This is a genomic window from Rhodococcus sp. 077-4 (assembly GCF_047782425.1).
In the GTDB taxonomy this organism is placed as follows: Bacteria; Actinomycetota; Actinomycetes; order Mycobacteriales; family Mycobacteriaceae; genus Rhodococcoides.
Genome location: NZ_JAJPWC010000001.1, coordinates 641,474 through 657,016, shown reverse-complemented (window position 1 = coordinate 657,016; position 15,543 = coordinate 641,474). Strand labels below are relative to the sequence as shown.

The 15,543-nt window shown below is 64.7% G+C and carries 15 protein-coding genes; 10 read left to right on the top strand and 5 right to left on the bottom strand.

Annotation, left to right across the window (positions count from 1 at the left end):
• The first annotated feature begins 85 nt into the window (after positions 1 to 85).
• Positions 86 to 2,320: an N-acetylmuramoyl-L-alanine amidase gene (locus tag ACNEOT_RS03300; RefSeq protein WP_415972096.1), complete on the top strand. Its 2,235-nt coding sequence runs from the start codon at positions 86 to 88 to the stop codon at positions 2,318 to 2,320.
• Between the two features lie 75 nt (positions 2,321 to 2,395).
• On the opposite strand, the gene ACNEOT_RS03295 is transcribed toward ACNEOT_RS03300, so the two are convergent.
• A complete protein-coding gene (locus ACNEOT_RS03295) occupies positions 2,396 to 3,232 on the bottom strand; it encodes an HAD family hydrolase (RefSeq protein WP_415972095.1) in 837 nt (278 codons plus the stop codon).
• Positions 3,233 to 3,307: 75 nt separating this feature from the next.
• Between ACNEOT_RS03295 and ACNEOT_RS03290 the strand changes: the two genes are divergently transcribed.
• Both ACNEOT_RS03290 and msrA read left to right on the top strand, forming a co-directional pair.
• The gene (locus ACNEOT_RS03290) at positions 3,308 to 4,372 is read left to right on the top strand and encodes an NADP-dependent oxidoreductase (RefSeq protein ID WP_415972093.1); all 1,065 of its coding nucleotides are present in this window, start codon (positions 3,308 to 3,310) and stop codon (positions 4,370 to 4,372) included.
• A 55-nt stretch (positions 4,373 to 4,427) separates the two neighbouring features.
• Positions 4,428 to 4,940 carry a peptide-methionine (S)-S-oxide reductase MsrA gene (gene msrA, locus ACNEOT_RS03285; protein WP_415972091.1) on the top strand — a complete coding sequence of 171 codons (513 nt, stop codon included), beginning with the start codon at positions 4,428 to 4,430 and terminating at the stop codon, positions 4,938 to 4,940.
• 51 nt (positions 4,941 to 4,991) lie between these two features.
• On the opposite strand, the gene ACNEOT_RS03280 is transcribed toward msrA, so the two are convergent.
• Positions 4,992 to 6,038, bottom strand: coding sequence for an NAD(P)-dependent alcohol dehydrogenase (locus tag ACNEOT_RS03280; RefSeq protein ID WP_415972089.1), 1,047 nt, complete (start codon positions 6,036 to 6,038; stop codon positions 4,992 to 4,994).
• Between the two features lie 93 nt (positions 6,039 to 6,131).
• On the opposite strand from ACNEOT_RS03280, the gene ACNEOT_RS03275 reads away from it, so the two are divergent.
• From ACNEOT_RS03275 to ACNEOT_RS03255, 5 genes are all read left to right on the top strand, one after another.
• Positions 6,132 to 6,710, top strand: coding sequence for a TetR family transcriptional regulator (locus tag ACNEOT_RS03275; protein ID WP_415972087.1), 579 nt, complete (start codon positions 6,132 to 6,134; stop codon positions 6,708 to 6,710).
• 98 nt (positions 6,711 to 6,808) lie between these two features.
• The gene (locus ACNEOT_RS03270; protein WP_415972086.1) at positions 6,809 to 8,107 is read left to right on the top strand and encodes a YhgE/Pip domain-containing protein; all 1,299 of its coding nucleotides are present in this window, start codon (positions 6,809 to 6,811) and stop codon (positions 8,105 to 8,107) included.
• A 19-nt stretch (positions 8,108 to 8,126) separates the two neighbouring features.
• Positions 8,127 to 8,870: a type II CAAX prenyl endopeptidase Rce1 family protein gene (locus ACNEOT_RS03265; RefSeq protein ID WP_415972085.1), complete on the top strand. Its 744-nt coding sequence runs from the start codon at positions 8,127 to 8,129 to the stop codon at positions 8,868 to 8,870.
• Positions 8,849 to 9,469 (top strand): DinB family protein, encoded by a 621-nt coding sequence (locus ACNEOT_RS03260; protein WP_415972083.1) that lies wholly within the window; start codon positions 8,849 to 8,851, stop codon positions 9,467 to 9,469. Before ACNEOT_RS03265 ends, ACNEOT_RS03260 begins: the two co-directional genes overlap by 22 nt.
• A gap of 351 nt (positions 9,470 to 9,820) precedes the next feature.
• Positions 9,821 to 11,323: a DUF222 domain-containing protein gene (locus ACNEOT_RS03255; protein ID WP_415972082.1), complete on the top strand. Its 1,503-nt coding sequence runs from the start codon at positions 9,821 to 9,823 to the stop codon at positions 11,321 to 11,323.
• Between the two features lie 72 nt (positions 11,324 to 11,395).
• Here the strand turns inward: ACNEOT_RS03255 and ACNEOT_RS03250 are convergent, their stop codons facing one another.
• Positions 11,396 to 11,998 (bottom strand): hypothetical protein, encoded by a 603-nt coding sequence (locus tag ACNEOT_RS03250; protein WP_415972080.1) that lies wholly within the window; start codon positions 11,996 to 11,998, stop codon positions 11,396 to 11,398.
• A 128-nt stretch (positions 11,999 to 12,126) separates the two neighbouring features.
• Between ACNEOT_RS03250 and ACNEOT_RS03245 the strand changes: the two genes are divergently transcribed.
• On the top strand, positions 12,127 to 12,810 hold the full coding sequence (locus ACNEOT_RS03245; RefSeq protein WP_415972078.1) for a response regulator transcription factor: 684 nt from the start codon (positions 12,127 to 12,129) through the stop codon (positions 12,808 to 12,810).
• The gene (locus tag ACNEOT_RS03240) at positions 12,807 to 14,252 is read left to right on the top strand and encodes an ATP-binding protein (RefSeq protein WP_415972076.1); all 1,446 of its coding nucleotides are present in this window, start codon (positions 12,807 to 12,809) and stop codon (positions 14,250 to 14,252) included. Before ACNEOT_RS03245 ends, ACNEOT_RS03240 begins: the two co-directional genes overlap by 4 nt.
• On the opposite strand, the gene ACNEOT_RS03235 is transcribed toward ACNEOT_RS03240, so the two are convergent.
• Both ACNEOT_RS03235 and ACNEOT_RS03230 read right to left on the bottom strand, forming a co-directional pair.
• Positions 14,253 to 14,738 carry a GNAT family N-acetyltransferase gene (locus ACNEOT_RS03235; protein ID WP_415972074.1) on the bottom strand — a complete coding sequence of 162 codons (486 nt, stop codon included), beginning with the start codon at positions 14,736 to 14,738 and terminating at the stop codon, positions 14,253 to 14,255. It abuts the gene before it with no gap.
• A gap of 9 nt (positions 14,739 to 14,747) precedes the next feature.
• Positions 14,748 to 15,488 (bottom strand): lysophospholipid acyltransferase family protein, encoded by a 741-nt coding sequence (locus ACNEOT_RS03230; RefSeq protein ID WP_415972072.1) that lies wholly within the window; start codon positions 15,486 to 15,488, stop codon positions 14,748 to 14,750.
• Positions 15,489 to 15,543: the final 55 nt, after the last annotated feature.

Below are 15,543 nucleotides of genomic sequence, written 5' to 3'. Positions count from 1 at the left end.
GGACTCATGTTGCTGATGTGATTCATGTTGTTCAGCAGCTGAAGATCTTACGACGCGTACCTACCAACAACCAGGGAGTACCGCCTTGCCGAACCGTCGAACGAAGCCGTCGATCGTTCTCGGTGCTGTCGCACTGCTGGCCGTCGCGACCCCTTTTGCGGTCGCAGGCCTCACCGACAGCACGACAACCGGAGTTCGACCGGCCAACGAGACAACCCCGGTCACTGTGCCGACCAAGATCGTCGAGACCGCGCTGAGCGCAGCACCGGACATCGTGATTCCGGTGCAGGAGCTCACCGGACTGCCGCTGCCCGATCTGCGGCTCTCCGATCTGAAGTACCTCCCGCTGCCGGATTCCATCACCATCCCGCCGATCGAAATCCCCGACATCCCTGGCCTGACCACGCCGGCGCCGGGCAACGCGACCGCGCAGGCTCCTGTTCCCAGGGTCGACGCGTCCGCGCCGATCAACCCCGAAGCCGCCGACCCCACCGGGCCGCCGCTCGGTGCCGCCGTCAAGGAAATCAAGCAGGACACCCCGTTCAGCATGGTGGCACTGACCTCCGAGCAGCTGAACGGTGCGACCGCTCAGGTTCGCCGCCAGCTCGAGGACGGATCCTGGGGCCCGTGGCTGCAGACTGCGCCTGTCGACAGCACGGCGGACGACGCGGCCCCCGCTCCTGCCAAGCAGGGCACCGAACCGATCTTCGTCGGACTGACCAAGGCCGTGCAGGTGTTGCTGACGCCTCTGACGAGTAGTGCAGCTCCCGAAAGTTTCGCGACCGCACCGGTTCCCGAGGTTCCGGTCGTCGAACTGCCGACCGCCGAACTGCCTACTGCCGAGGTGCCTGCTGTAGAGGTACCCGCTCCGGCCGTCTCGGAACAGCCTTTGGGCTATACCCCGGCTTCGTCGAGCAAGCCTCTGCGTCAGCAGGATCCGGCCCCCATAGAGGCAGCACCGGTCGAGTCCGCACCGGTCGAGGCAGCACCGGCCCAGCCCGAGGCCGCGCCGGAGAGTTCGGCGGAGCAGTTGGCTTCGGCGGTCAACGACATCAGTGCCGTGCTCATCACCCCCGGCACGTCTCCGGTCGACTCTGCACTGAGCGACATCGCCACTCCCGTCGCCGGTGACGCAGGCCCCAAGGTCATCACTCGCGCTCAGTGGGGTGCCGACGAGTCGATTCGTTGCGCCACACCGACAATCGACGACTTCATCGGCGGTGCCACCGTGCACCACACCGCGGGCAGCAACGACTACTCCAAGTCCGAGTCGGCCGAGATCGTCCGCGCCATCTACGCGTACCACGCGCAGACGCTCGGCTGGTGCGACATCGGCTACAACGCGCTCGTCGACAAGTACGGTCAGATCTTCGAGGGCCGCGCAGGCGGGCTGGACAAACCGGTTCAGGGTGCCCACGCGGGCGGGTTCAACGAGAACACCGTCGGTGTCGCCATGATGGGCGATTACTCCACCGAGGATCCCTCGCAGGAGACCATCGATTCCGTGGGCAAGTTCCTGGGATGGCGACTCGGCAAGGCCGGCCTCGACCCCGAGGGAACCACGACGATGACCTCCGAGGGAACGGATTTCACGTTCATCGGCAAGGGCAAGAGCGTCGACCTGCCGGTGATCTTCGGTCACCGCGACGTCGGTAACACCGAGTGCCCCGGTGACGCCGGCTACGCCCGGCTCGGGGAGATCCGCGACATCGCGGCAGCGAATCTCGGCGGCGGCGGAGATGCCACTCCGGCAACGCCGGACGTCACCGACACCGCTCCCGACACCGCGGTGACCGACGCGACCCCGTCGAGTCCGGGCACAGACGCCAGTTCGACTCTGGGCGAGAACATCCCGGCGCTCGTCGCCGAGCTGCAGCGCTTGGCCTCGACCAGTCCTGTTGCACAGAAGTGGTTGGCCACGGGCGGCGAAACCGGCTCGCTCGGGGTACCGGTGAGCGGTCTGGTTCAGGTGGCCGGCGGCCGTGAGAAGGCGCAGTTCCAGAACGGCGAGATCATCACCAACATGGCCGGTCAGGCTGTCGCCGTCATCGGCAAGATCTTCCAGCAGTACCTGCAGCAGGGTGGCGTCGACGGCGTCCTCGGCCTGCCGATCACCGACGAGTTCCAGGTGCCCGAGGGCTTCCGGACCGATTTCGAGAACGGTTCGTTGATCTTCAACGAACTCACCGGAATCGTCACCACGGTGATCAAGACGTACAACGACACCTACAACGCAGAAATGCAGAACCCTGTTGCGGCTCCGGTGGAACCGGCACCTGCTCCGGCACCCGCTGAACCGGTACCAGCACCCGCTGGCTGAAGTTCGTAGGCACAAGGCCGAGTCACATACGTGACTCGGCCTTTGTCGTTTCCGAAGGGGACCACGGGCGAGAAGTCACCACCAGCGTTCGAGAACCTGCGCCACTCCGTCTTCTGCATTGGTGACGGTCTGTTCGTTCGCCGCGGCGACGGCAGCAGGGTGCGCATTGCCCATCGCGACGCCGAGACCGACCATGGAGAGCATCGGGACGTCGTTGGGCATGTCGCCGAAGGCCACGATGTCCTGCACGTCCACCGACAGGGTCTCGGCAACCTTGGCCAGGCCCGATGCCTTGGTGACACCAGGGGAAGACAACTCGACGAGTCCGTTGTCGGTGGAGAACGTGAGATCGGCGCGGCCCGAGATCAGTGGGGACAGCACGTCGGCCATGTGTCCACTGGTCGCACCGGACAACCGGATCAGCAGCTTGACGGCTGGAACGTCGACCACGTCGTCCTCGGTCATCTCCACGTTGTCGGGGTTGAGCCAGGCGTGCTCGTAACCCGGGGAGCTGACGAACTGCGGTGTGGCCGAGTCGTGTGCCGTCCGGCCCACTCTCTCGGCGGCCAGGCCACAGCCAGGCAGCGCGCGGTAGGCGACGTCGGCCAACCACTGCAGCGTCTCGACCGACAGGGTCTCGGCGCTGAGCACGCGATCGTTGGCGGCGTCGTAGATCACCGCACCGTTGGCGCACACCGACATCGGCGCGTATCCGAGCTGATCGACGACGGGGTGGATCCACCGCGGCGGCCGTCCGGTCGAGAGCACGAACGGCGTTCCGTCGGCCACGACGGCGGAGACGGCACGCCGAGTGCGCTCGGTGACGCGTTCGTGCTGGTCGAGCAAGGTGCCGTCGACATCGCTTGCGACGAGGCGAGGGGCGAGGCGGGTGGTGTTCGGCGCGTTGGTCATCGTGACGTCATTCTGCCCTAGTGTCGAAGTGAACTGTTTTCGACATGCACGTCTTCGATGTGGAAGGAACGGTAGATGACATCAGTGAACCGTCAGATCCGATTGGCTCGACGCCCGGTGGGACGCCCCGACCAATCGACGTGGAACCTCACCGAGGAACCGATCCCCACTCCTGGCGACGGCGAGTTCGTCGTCACCGTCGACTACGTTTCACTGGACCCGGCGATGCGCGGTTGGCTCAACGACGCGCGCTCGTACGTGCCGCCCGTCGGCATCGGTGAAGTGATGCGCGCGCACGCGGTGGGACGGGTGCTGGAGTCGAAGCATCCCGATTATGCTGTCGGAGAGATTGTTTCGGGCTCTTTCGGGGTCAGCGAACACGCGCTCTCGGACGGCACGGGAGTGCAGAAGGTCGACGAATCCATCGCACCCGCACCCACCTGGCTCGGAGCGCTCGGTTTTCCCGGGCTGACGGCGTACTTCGGCCTGATGGACGTCGGCAAGCTCACCGAAGGCGATACCGTCGTCATCTCGGGAGCCGCCGGAGCCGTGGGCAGCATCGCCGGCCAGATCGCGAAAGCCAAGGGGGCCACGGTGATCGGCATTGCCGGCGGGCCCGAGAAGTGTGCGTGGCTCACCGAGGAACTGGGCTTCGACGCGGCGATCGACTACAAGGCAGGAGTGGAGCCTGCGGAACGACCCGGTAGGAACGAGTCGGTGTACAAGGGCCTGAAGGCGGCTGCGCCGCAGGGCATCGACGTGTATTTCGACAACGTCGGCGGCGAAATTCTCGATGCAGCCCTCTCACGCCTACGCAAGGGAGCGCGCGTGGTGTTGTGCGGGGCCATCTCCGGCTACAACGCCACGGACCCACAGCCCGGACCGGCGCATTACCTGTCGCTACTGATCAATCGCGCGTCGATGACCGGGTTCATCATCTTCGACTACCTCGACCGTTACCAGGAGGGCATCGACGCACTGTCCGAACTTCTCACCAGCGGCAAGATGACGGCTCGTGAGCAGATCGAGATCGGCGGCGTCACCGCCTTCGGATCGACACTGAACCTGCTGTTCGACGGTGCCAACACAGGCAAGCTGGTTCTCGAGGTCGGCGAACGCACCCACGATTCGGAATTATGAGGACGCCTCGTTCGTTGGAACTCGTGTATCGATCGATAGAGCACTAGGAGTAACGATGTCTGCAGCCACCGAAACCGCCATTCTCGCCGGAGGGTGCTTCTGGGGAGCCGAGGAGCTCGTCCGCAAGCTCCCTGGAGTGGTCTCCACCCGCGTCGGGTACACCGGCGGCGAGGTTCCCAACGCGACGTATCGCAATCACGGCAATCACGCCGAGGGCCTCGAGGTCGTCTACGACCCCACCAAGACCACCTACCGGGATCTGCTCGAGTTCTTCTTCCAGATCCACGACCCCACCACCAAGAACCGCCAGGGCAACGACATCGGAGCCAGCTACCGCTCGGCGATCTTCTACCTCGACGACGAGCAGAAGCGCGTTGCCGAGGACACGATTGCCGACGTCGACGCGTCCGGCCTGTGGCCCGGCAAGGTCGTCACCGAGGTGACCCCGGCCGGCGATTTCTGGGAGGCCGAGCCCGAGCACCAGGACTACCTGCAGAAGTACCCCGAGGGCTACACCTGCCACTGGGTACGTCCGGAGTGGAAGCTGCCGCGTCGGGCCAACGCCTGAGCGGCTGCGCCGCAGGTGCACGAAACTTCGACCCCTGCTACGAACTTCCGCTCACATGGTCCGGGTGTCCAGATCTGACATATCGAGCACGAATCTGTACCGAACGTCGTTGATCGCCAACCGATTCAACGCCTCGTTCACCTGAGCGGACGGCATCGTCTCCACGTCGGCGACGATGCCGTTCTCGCCGCAGAAGTCCAATAGCTCCTGGGTGTACCGGCGTCCACCACTGCCCGCCGATGCCAGGCTCTTTCGGCCGACGAGCAAGTCGAGGAAATCCACCGTCGTCGAGCCGAGATAGCCGACGGTGCACAGTGTTCCGTCGAGTGCGAGGCTGCGCAGATACGGCGCGAGGTCGTGGTCGACGGGAATGCAGTCGATGATCAGGTCCAGCGTTCCCGCCCGCGATTCCAAGTCTTCGGTATCGGTCGAGACGACAACGTGATGAGCGCCCAACTCTGTCGCGTCGGCGGCTTTCGTTGCACTGGTGGTGAATACGGTGACCTCGGCTCCGAGTGCGCGCCCCAGCTTGACGGCCAGGTGGCCGAGTCCGCCGATTCCCGCGACACCCAGCCTGACGCCAGGGCCGACGTTCCATCGCCGCAAGGGCTCCCACACGGTGATCCCTGCGCACATCAGCGGCGCGACCCCGGCCGGATCCAGGTTCTCCGGGCGGTGGTAGACGAACCTGTCGCGGACCACGTATTCGTCGGAATACGCTCCGCGAGTAATGGATCCATCGTGTCGATCGTGACCGCCGTAGGTGAGCGTCGGGAATTCGCGACAGAAGTTCTCCTGCCCGGCTGCGCACATATCGCAGCTGCCGCACGAATCGACGATGTTTCCCACCGCCACCGCGTCGCCGACGGCAAAGTCGGTGACCCGAGATCCCATGTCGGTCACTTCACCCACGAACTCGTGGCCGGGAACGATCGGGAAGTCGCCCGGAGTCCGCGTCGAATGCAGATCGGTGTGGCACACCCCGCAATACGTCACCCGCACCGCCACGTCGTCGTCCCGGAGTTCCCTCCGCTCGAAGTTCCACGGCTCGAGGGGCGACGTCTCGTCGACGGCTCGGTAACCGATTGTTGCTCGCATGCGCATCTCCTCAGAAATTAACCAACTGGTTGGAAATGCTAACCGCTGACCCCGAGCTTTTCAACCAACCAGTTGGAAATGTAGGGTCGGCGCATGGGAGATTCGACCGCCACGCGCGCCCGGCTGCTGGCGGCAGCCACCGAGGAATTCGCGACGTACGGCGTCGCCGGTGCCCGAGTGGATCGCATCGCGGCCCAGGCGAAGTCGAACAAATCACTGATCTACAGCTACTTCGGCAACAAGGACGCCCTGTTCGACATCGCTTTCGACACCCGAGTCGACACCGATATCGAGAACATCGTCTTCACCCCCGAGGACCTTCCCGGCTACGCCGTCAAGCTCTACGACATGTATCTCGGCGACCCCACGTTGGTACGACTGCTGACATGGGCGCGACTCGAGCGAACCCCGTCCGGGCCGCTCTTCGACCGCAGACCCGGGCACGACGACGAGAAATTCGAGATGATCGCCGACGCCCAACGCACCGGCCTGCTGGTGGACGATGTGGAGGCCGCCGACATCTGGTCGATGCTCATCGCATTGGCCGGGACGTGGGCGCAGGCGGCGATCATTCATACCGCCGACCGCAATGAACCAGACATCGACCACGACCGAAGGAAAGCCGCCCTCGCTGCCACCGTCGGGCGGGCGTTCTGCCGGTCTCGCATGTGAGCGGCGGGGCCTGCGGTCGTTCCGCAGGCTCCACTCCGGTCTCGTAGCAGGGGTCGAACTACCGCGCACATGGGAGCCGAACTTGCGACACTGATCCGGTGACCTCCGACAGAACCCCCCGGTCGATGGCCGACGTCCTTCGTTCGCCGCGTTTCTGGCTCGCGCCCATCCTGGTGGTCTCGGCGTTGATGTCGTTTCTCGCGGCGCTGTATCTCGGCGGCGTTCTCGACCCCCGGGGCAATTTGCACGACCTGCCCATCGCGATCGTCAACCAGGACGAGGGCGACACCCTCGCCGGCGAGCAACGCAACATCGGCAACGACATCGTGGCGGGTCTGCTGCAGAACGTCGATTCCGAGAAGGTCGATTTCCGGGAAGTCGGCCCGGCGCAGGCCGAATCGCTGCTGTCGACGGCGGAGGTATACGGCTCCATCGTCATCCCCAGCGATTTCACCAAAAGAATGGGAATCCTGGCGCAGGCGAGTGTGATTCCCGGTGACGTGGAGAGGCCGATCATCACCGTCTACACCAACCCTCGGGCGGGCAGCTTCGGGATGTCACTGGTAACGGGAGTGGCCACACCGGCATTCGAGTCGGTCAACCAGACTGTCGGACAACAGATCACCGAACAGGTGCGCCAGCAGCTCGGCGATACCCCGATCGCCGGTGCGAGCGCACTCACTCTCGCGCAGCCGATCGATGTCATTGTTGCTCAACATGATCCATTGCCCGACGGCACCGGCGGTGGCCTGTCTGCGTTCTACTACGCGCTGTTGCTCGTGCTGGCCGGATTCACCGGCGCGACCATCGTCAGCGCACTCGTCGACGGACTACTCGGATTCACACCGACCGAAATCGGCCCCAAGTACATCCATCGCGGACCCACGCTGATCAGCCGCTTCCAGACCCTGCTCGTGAAATGGCTCGTGATGTTCGTTCTGGCCCTGCTGGTGTCGGGCCTCTACCTGCTGATCAGTCATCTGCTCGACATGCCCATCACCCACGCCTGGACGCTGTGGATGTACGGCGCGTTCGCGATCACCGCGGTCGGTGTCACGGCGCTGGCGGTGATGTCGGCGTTCGGCACGGCCGGTTTGCTGATCAATCTGATCGTGTTCATCATCCTGGCGTTGCCGTCCTCGGGCGGCACCATTCCCCTCGAAGCCAGCCCGCCGGTCTTCACCTGGCTCGCACAGTTCGAGCCGATGCACCAGATCTTTCTCGGCACTCGCTCGATCCTCTATTTCAACGCCTCACCCGACGCGGGCCTGCTCCACTCGGTGGGTATGACGTCCCTCGGGTTGCTCATCGGGCTCGTGTTCGGTGTGGTCTTCACCAGCATCTACGACCGCAAGGGCCTCGATCGAGGCCTCGATTCACCCGTCGCTCACAGCTGACGCCGGTACACTCGATCCAATGCTTGCTGTGAATCCGGCCGGGAGCGTGGCAATAAGACGTACATTCCACGCTTACCTCGACGTCGCCATCGTCGTCCTCGTGCTCGTCGGGACCAACCTCATCGCCCACTTCACGACGGCATGGGCCAGCATCGCGACAGTGCCGATCGCCGCCGTTCTGCTGGTCGTCCTGTCGAACCGCCGCGGTTTGGGGTGGGCCGAACTGGGACTCTCACCCAAGCATTGGAAGACGGGTTCGCTCTACGCGCTGGGAGCCGTCGGAATCGTCCTCACCGTGGTCGCGATCGGTGCACTGCTCCCCCTCACCCGCCCCTTCTTCATGGCCGATCGATACGCAACCGTCTCCGCCGCCGTCGTCGCGTCGATGGTCGTCATTCCGCTCCAGACCGTCATCCCGGAAGAACTCGCGTTCCGTGGGGTACTGCACGGAACACTGGGCCGCATCTACGGTGCGCGGGGCGTGTTCGCCGCAGGGTCCCTGCTGTTCGGTCTGTGGCACATCGCGTCCTCGCTCGGATTGACGGCGGGCAACGTGGGGCTCAGCGGATTTCTCGGCGGCGGACTGTTCGGTCAGATCGTCGGCATCGCGCTCGCCGTGCTGGCGACCGCAGCGGCAGGTGTCGTCTTCACGTGGCTACGCAGCCGTAGCGGCAGTCTGATCGCGCCCATCGCCCTGCACTGGTCGTTGAATGGACTCGGCGCACTGGCTGCCGCTCTCGTATGGCACGCATCGGTGAGCTGACGACAGTGAAAGACGAGCTCTGGCAGTATCTTCGACTCGCGCGCGGAACCATGCTGTGGAAACTCGACGGCCTCACCGAATACCAGAAGCGTCGCCCCCTTACGCCCACGGGCACGAACCTGCTGGGCTTGATCAAGCACCTGGCGATCGTCGAATACGGCTACTTCGGGCTGACCTTCGGCCGTGAATTCCCGGCACCCTTCCCCGACATCACGAAATCGGCCGAGGCGCGACTGAACTCGGACATGTGGGCCGCTGCCGACGAATCATCCGAGTTCATCGTCGACCTGTACCGCACGGCCTGGATCCATTCCGACAAGACCATCGAGTCGAACGACCTCGAATCCGTCGGACGTGTACTGCACTGGCCCTTCGAGAAGCAGGAAGTCACGCTGCACCGCGTGCTGGTCCACATGGCTATCGAGACGAGTCGACATGCCGGACATGCAGACATTGTGCGCGAGCTCATCGACGACTCCGTCGGACTGCGCTTGGGCAACGAAAACATGGCCGACGGGGACGCCGCGTGGTGGGCCACGTATCGAGCCGAGCTGGAAACCGTTGCGCGAGAGGCTGATGAAGTTCGTCCGACGGACTGACGGCCTGACATACCAGTTCGTTCGAGATGCCGACTCCCATGGATTCCCGCCCTACCGAAGAGTCGATGCGGACTTCTTCTGCCGACGCCTCCCCGACCACGGATGGGCGGTCTGTCATGCCACAGAGTCCGAGGTCTGGAGCAGGCCGTACGACGACGCCGGCTTCGGTGATCGACCGCCGGAAGGCGTGTGGGTAAGCCGCAAGGGCGATAGATCGTACGGGTACGACTGCGCGACGAGCTGATACCACAGGGCACCGACAGCATTGAATTCACGAATCCTTATGCAAGGCAATAGTTTTCGGTTAAACTATGGTTGTCAGTCGAACGCATGTTCGATACACTAGGTCCCATGACCGCAGCGATCTGGCAACTGAGCGATAGTGAACTCCTCGCCGACGCCGCCGCGGTCTCCCACCAGATTCAACTCCTCGAAGCCCGACGTATTGCTCTCGTCGCCGAAATCGACACCCGCGTCTCCCGAGAGAAGCTCGGCTTCCCCGGCCCTGCAGGCTGGCTGACCTCCACCACCCTGCTCAGCCCCAGCAAAGCCAACAAGATCGTCGCCCTCGCCCGCGGATTGAAGGACTTCCCCGACATCGCCGACGCCGTCAACACCGGCGTCATGTCCGTCGACCACGCCGCCCTCATCCTCACCTTCGCCGAAACACCCCCGAAGAACCTCCCGCAAGCAGGACAAGACATCGCCCGTAAAGCCATGATCGACGCCGCTACCGGACCCGAAGCACGTACCAGCAGACTCCGCGCGGCGATCACCCGCCTGCACGACACCTACGGCAGCAAGAAACCACCCGCCGAAGACACCGACCGCAACGAACTCTTCGCCTCGAAAACCCTGAACGGGCGACTGGTCATGAAAGGTGACTTCGACGCCGTCACCGGAGAAAAACTCCTCACCGCCCTCTCACCACTGACCGAACCCCAACCAGCGGCCGACGGAACCCACGACGAACGATCCCCCGCCAAACGCCGCGCCGACGCCCTCGGACACATCCTCGATCACTACCTCGCCTCGAGTGATCGACCCATCGAAGGCGGCGAGAGACCGCATGTGAACCTGCACATCACCCTGCGTGACCTCACCGACCTCCGCGACAGCGCCGACAGTGCCGACGACGACGACGACGACGATATCGCGGACGACGAAAACTCGCGCACTGCAACAGAAACCGACACCAGCGCGGACGCGGTCGACATCAACACCGGAGACCCGATCCACCCCGACGAGGCCAACGAGGCGGATGGACATTCCGTCTCCGACAGCTCGAGAACCCCTGCCGAATCGGATGCTTCGGAGCCGGGCGCCGACAATGACGGTGACGGTGACGGTGACGGTGACGGTGACGGCGGTGCCGCAGCCGATCGTGGCGCGTACAGGGATCTGTTCGGTGACGGCACCACCGTGGGCTGGCTTCCCTGGATGGGGCCACTGTCTCGCAACACCTCTCGGCAGTTGGCGTGCGACTGTGTCCTCACGGCCATCGTCATGGACGAGAACGGCTCCCCGATCAACCTCGCCCGCACCGCCCGCACCGTCACCGCCAAACAACGCAAAGCCCTCATCGCGAGAGATCACACCTGCGCATTCCCCGGCTGCGGCAAACCCGCATCCTGGACAGAGGCGCACCACATTCGGCACTGGGCCGACGGCGGCCCCACCGACATGAACAACCTCGTCCTACTCTGCCGATTCCACCACCGACTCCTTCACCACAGTGACTGGGAAGTGTTCATCGGCACCGACAACCACCCCTGGTTCGTACCCCCGGCAACAGTGGATCCCTATCGACAACCCCGACAATCCCACGCGCGAGCAGGCCCCCACATCGCCTGAGCCCGACCACACCATCCACAGACGACACCAGCCCCGCACCGAAACGACGGTGCGGGGCTGGAAGTGGTCGGTTCAGGAACCGGACGGAGCTGCAGGCGGAGCCGGAGGCGTGACACCATCGGCCGGAACCGGAGGAGCCGGAGGCGTGGCACCATCGGCGGGTGCCGGCGGCGTCGGAGGAGTCGCACCGTCACCTTCTGCACCCGGGGTAGGCGGAGCCGGAGGCGTCGCGCCGCCACCTGGAGCACATGCGGCACCACCGGGGCCACCGCCCTTACCCGGACCACCTGCCGGGGGCGCCGGCGGAGTTGCCCCGTCACCCGGCGCCGGCGGCGTTGCGCCGTCCGCAGGTGACGGTGGGGTCGGTACCGCGGGAACCGTCGATCCGTCGTCGGTACCCGGAGCTGCCGGTACGGCAGGCACATCCGACCCGCCACCACCGTCGGTTCGCTGTCCGAGAGCTGAAGACGACGCCACCGTCGACACTCCGGGAGAGACGTCGGGGCCGGTGGCTGCGAATACTGCCGACGCGACGAGCGCCCCTACTGCAAGTCCCGCTGCTGCCGTTGCCACCAAGGGCACGCGTCCCTTCCACCGCTTCGGCTTGTTCTGCTGGGGAGCAGCAGGCTCGGCCGGGTTCGATGCGGCGGGGATCGGCTGGGTCTGATCGTTCACATTCACTCCTCGTTCGGATCTGTGTTGTTCGTTTGGTCCTGTCATCAACCCTGCCGCCGCCAGCTGAAGTGATCCTGAAGCCGGGCGTATCTTCAGGATCACTTCAGCTGGTGGGTGACAATCGAGGCATGACATACAGTTCCGCTCCCCGGGTGATGGTGGTGGAGGATTCGCTACCCATCCGAGAAGCCCTGGTGGCGTCGTTCGAGGACGCAGGCTTCGTCGCCACCGCGTCCCCCGATGGCGATGACTTCGAATCGGTCATGGCCGGATTCCGTCCGGACGTCGTAATACTCGATGTCATGCTGCCCGGCGCGCGCGACGGATTCGCGCTGATCGACGTCGTCCGCCAGAGCAGCGATGCAGGAATCATTATGGTCACCGCGAAAGACCAACTGCCGGATCGCCTGCGCGGACTGAGCAGCGGCGCAGACGATTACGTCGTCAAACCGTTTCAGCTCGACGAGGTGGTCGCGCGCGCGAAATCGGTGCTGCGGAGGCGGGGACGATCGTCCGACGCGATCCAGGTGGGCGATCTTCTGGTCGACGAATCTGCCGGAATCGTCACCCGCGCCGGCCACGTCCTCGATCTGACGGCAACCGAACTGAGACTGACCACGTTTCTGGTAGCTCAGCGCGGACGCACCGTCTCCAAAACCGCCATCCTCGAATCGGTTTGGGGTTACGGCGCTTACGACGGCAACCTGGTGGAAGTACACATCAGCGCGTTGCGTCGCAAGATGGAAGCCCACGGTCCGCGGTTGATCCACACCGTTCGCGGACTCGGTTACGCCTTGCGAGCGCCGCAGTGAACCGCACAGCCACCCCCTCGTTGCGTACGCGGGTGGTCGCCACTGTGGTCGTCCTGTTCGCAGTACTGCTGGTGGTCGTAGGCGCATCGGTGGATGTCGTTCTGGGCCAGCAGCTCCGGCGCGATCTCGATGCACGGTTGACCGACCGAGCCGACCGCGCGGTCGAGCTGGTGAACAGCGGCATCGGTCCCGAGGACCTCGTGCAGGCGTTGCAGGGCGACGCCATCCGAGTTCGCGTCACCGGTGCGGACGGCACGGTCTACGGCGCTCCCGGCAACGGACCGCCGGGGCCGGATATCAGGCCGGCAACTCCCGCACCGCCTCCCGGTCCCTCGAACGCTCCCCCGGGCCCACCCGATCCACCTGCCCCGCCGTCGGATTCGTTGGAAATCACGAAACCGCTACCCGACGGGTCGACGCTGTCACTGCTCGGCGACACCACCGCCATCGCCGATGTTCGCCAACAATTGCGCATTCTGATGGTGTTCGCCGGTGCCGTCACTCTGCTACTGGCCGCGGCTGCACTGACCTATGCGGTGCGGCGAGCACTGTCACCGCTGGACTCCATGACGTCTGTTGCGCGTCGAATCACCAACGGCGACAGGGGCCGACGACTGCTCCCATCCAAGCCGAACACCGATCTGGGACGCACGGCATCGGCCGTCGACGAAATGCTCGACGCCCTCGAGCACGCCGAGCGCAAGGAGGCTGCGGCCGCGCGGACGGCGCGTCGAGCCGAGGAGGACATGCGCCGGTTCCTGGCCGACGCCGCGCACGAATTGCGCACACCGGTCGCCGGAATCTCAGCGCTGGCACAGTCGCTGCAGCGCGACGCCGAGCATCGCCCCGATCGGGTGGGCAGATGGAGTGAGCTGCTCGTCGGCGAATCGGCGAGAGCATCACGCCTGGTGGGCGACATGCTCGATTCTGTTCGCGCAGAGAACACTTCGGATCTGGAGCTGACCGACGCGGACCTCGCAGACGTGGCCCGACGCACCGTCGATCGCGCGGCCCTGCTGTCCCCGCAGATCCGTTTCGAGGTCGACGGATCGCAACCGGTGCCGGTCAGGGTGGACGTGGGCCGCGTCGAGCAGATTCTCTCGAACGTCCTCGACAACGCGGCTCGCTTCACGCCGCCCGGCGGGAGCGTCCGCGTGGCGGTCGGCACCGATTCACAGGCCTTCGTCACCGTCGACGACGATGGCCCTGGCGTCGCAGAAGCGGACCGTGAGCGCATCTTCGAGCGGCTCGTTCGACTGAACTCCGCGCGCGACCGCTCTACCGGTGGTGTCGGCCTCGGATTGTCGATCGCGCGCACACTGGCGCGTGCACACGGCGGCGAACTCATCTGTGCCGCAGGGCCTACAGGCGCGCGGTTCCGACTGACACTTCCCAGCCTTACGGGTCGTTCCGCAGGCTCCACTCCGGCGAAGCGCCCATAGCTACTCGACGATCAAATCCATCAACAGATTGTCGTGCCAGCCCTCCGGGCCCTTCTCGTACTTGCGCATGATTCCGACCGGCTCGAAACCGACTGCGCGGTAACAGGATATCGCCATCGCATTGTCGGCAGCGGGATCGATCACCAGCCGATGATGCCCCAGATCGACTGTCAGGTACCGCACCAGTGTGCCCACGGCGTCCTTTCCGACGCCGCGGCCGTGCACAGCCGGATCCAAGAAGATGTCGATCGACGCATGCCTGTACATCGGATCGGTCTCTTCGCCGTATTGAATCAATCCCACTGTTGCGCCCTCCAATTCGACGACCGAGCGGTTCTCTTCGGGGTTGTCGAACGGCCAGTTCTGGTCGGCGTCCTCGTCGCCCCACCGCGCGTACACCTCGGGGGTGTGCAGTATTCGTCGTAGCTCCGGCACGTCCTCGGCGGTGACGGGCCGCAACACGACCCGTTCACCGCGGAGGTTCATCGCGATGCTCTACTCGGCCCGCTTGGCAGCGCGCGCCGCGAGATCTTTGGCGTCGAGCTTGTCTGCCTCTTCGAGAGTGGGTGCGCTGCCGCCCAATCGTGCCGGAACCCAGTAGGCCCCCGGCTCGTGGTGGTAGTTCTCCTGCAGTTCGAGCAGCATTTTCTGCATCACCGTGCGTAGTTTGTCGGTCAATTCGTTCGGAGGGCCGACCGGGGGCAGCGGCTCACCGACGGCGATCGAGATGGGAGTGTTGGTGCGGCCCAGTCGCTTCGGGAAACCCTTGGTCCACACGCGCTGCGCGCCCCAGATGACAGTCGGGATGATCGGCACGCCTGCCTCGATGGCCATGCGCGCTGCACCGGACTTGAATTCCTTGATCTCGAAGCTGCGGCTGATGGTCGCTTCTGGGTAGACCCCCACGAGCTCGCCGTCACGCAGGCTCTGTACGGCCGACTTGTACGATTCCGCGCCTGCCCCACGGTCGACGGGGATGTGTCGCAGCGCGCGCATGATCGGGCCGGAGATCTTGTTGTCGAAGACTTCCTTCTTGGCCATGAAACGGATGTAGCGCTTCACCCGTCGCGGCGGCAGTCCCGCGTAGGTGAAGTCCATGTATCCGGTGTGGTTGACGGCGATGACGGCTCCGCCGGTAGCAGGGATGTGTTCCTCGCCCTCGACCTCGAACTTCAGGCCCTCGAACGCGAACACTGCACGAGCGATGCCGATGACTGATCGGTAGACGGGTTCCACAGTCCGTTAGCGTAGTCGGTGGGCGAGGCCTGAGAAAAGGTCCGGGAGATGACAG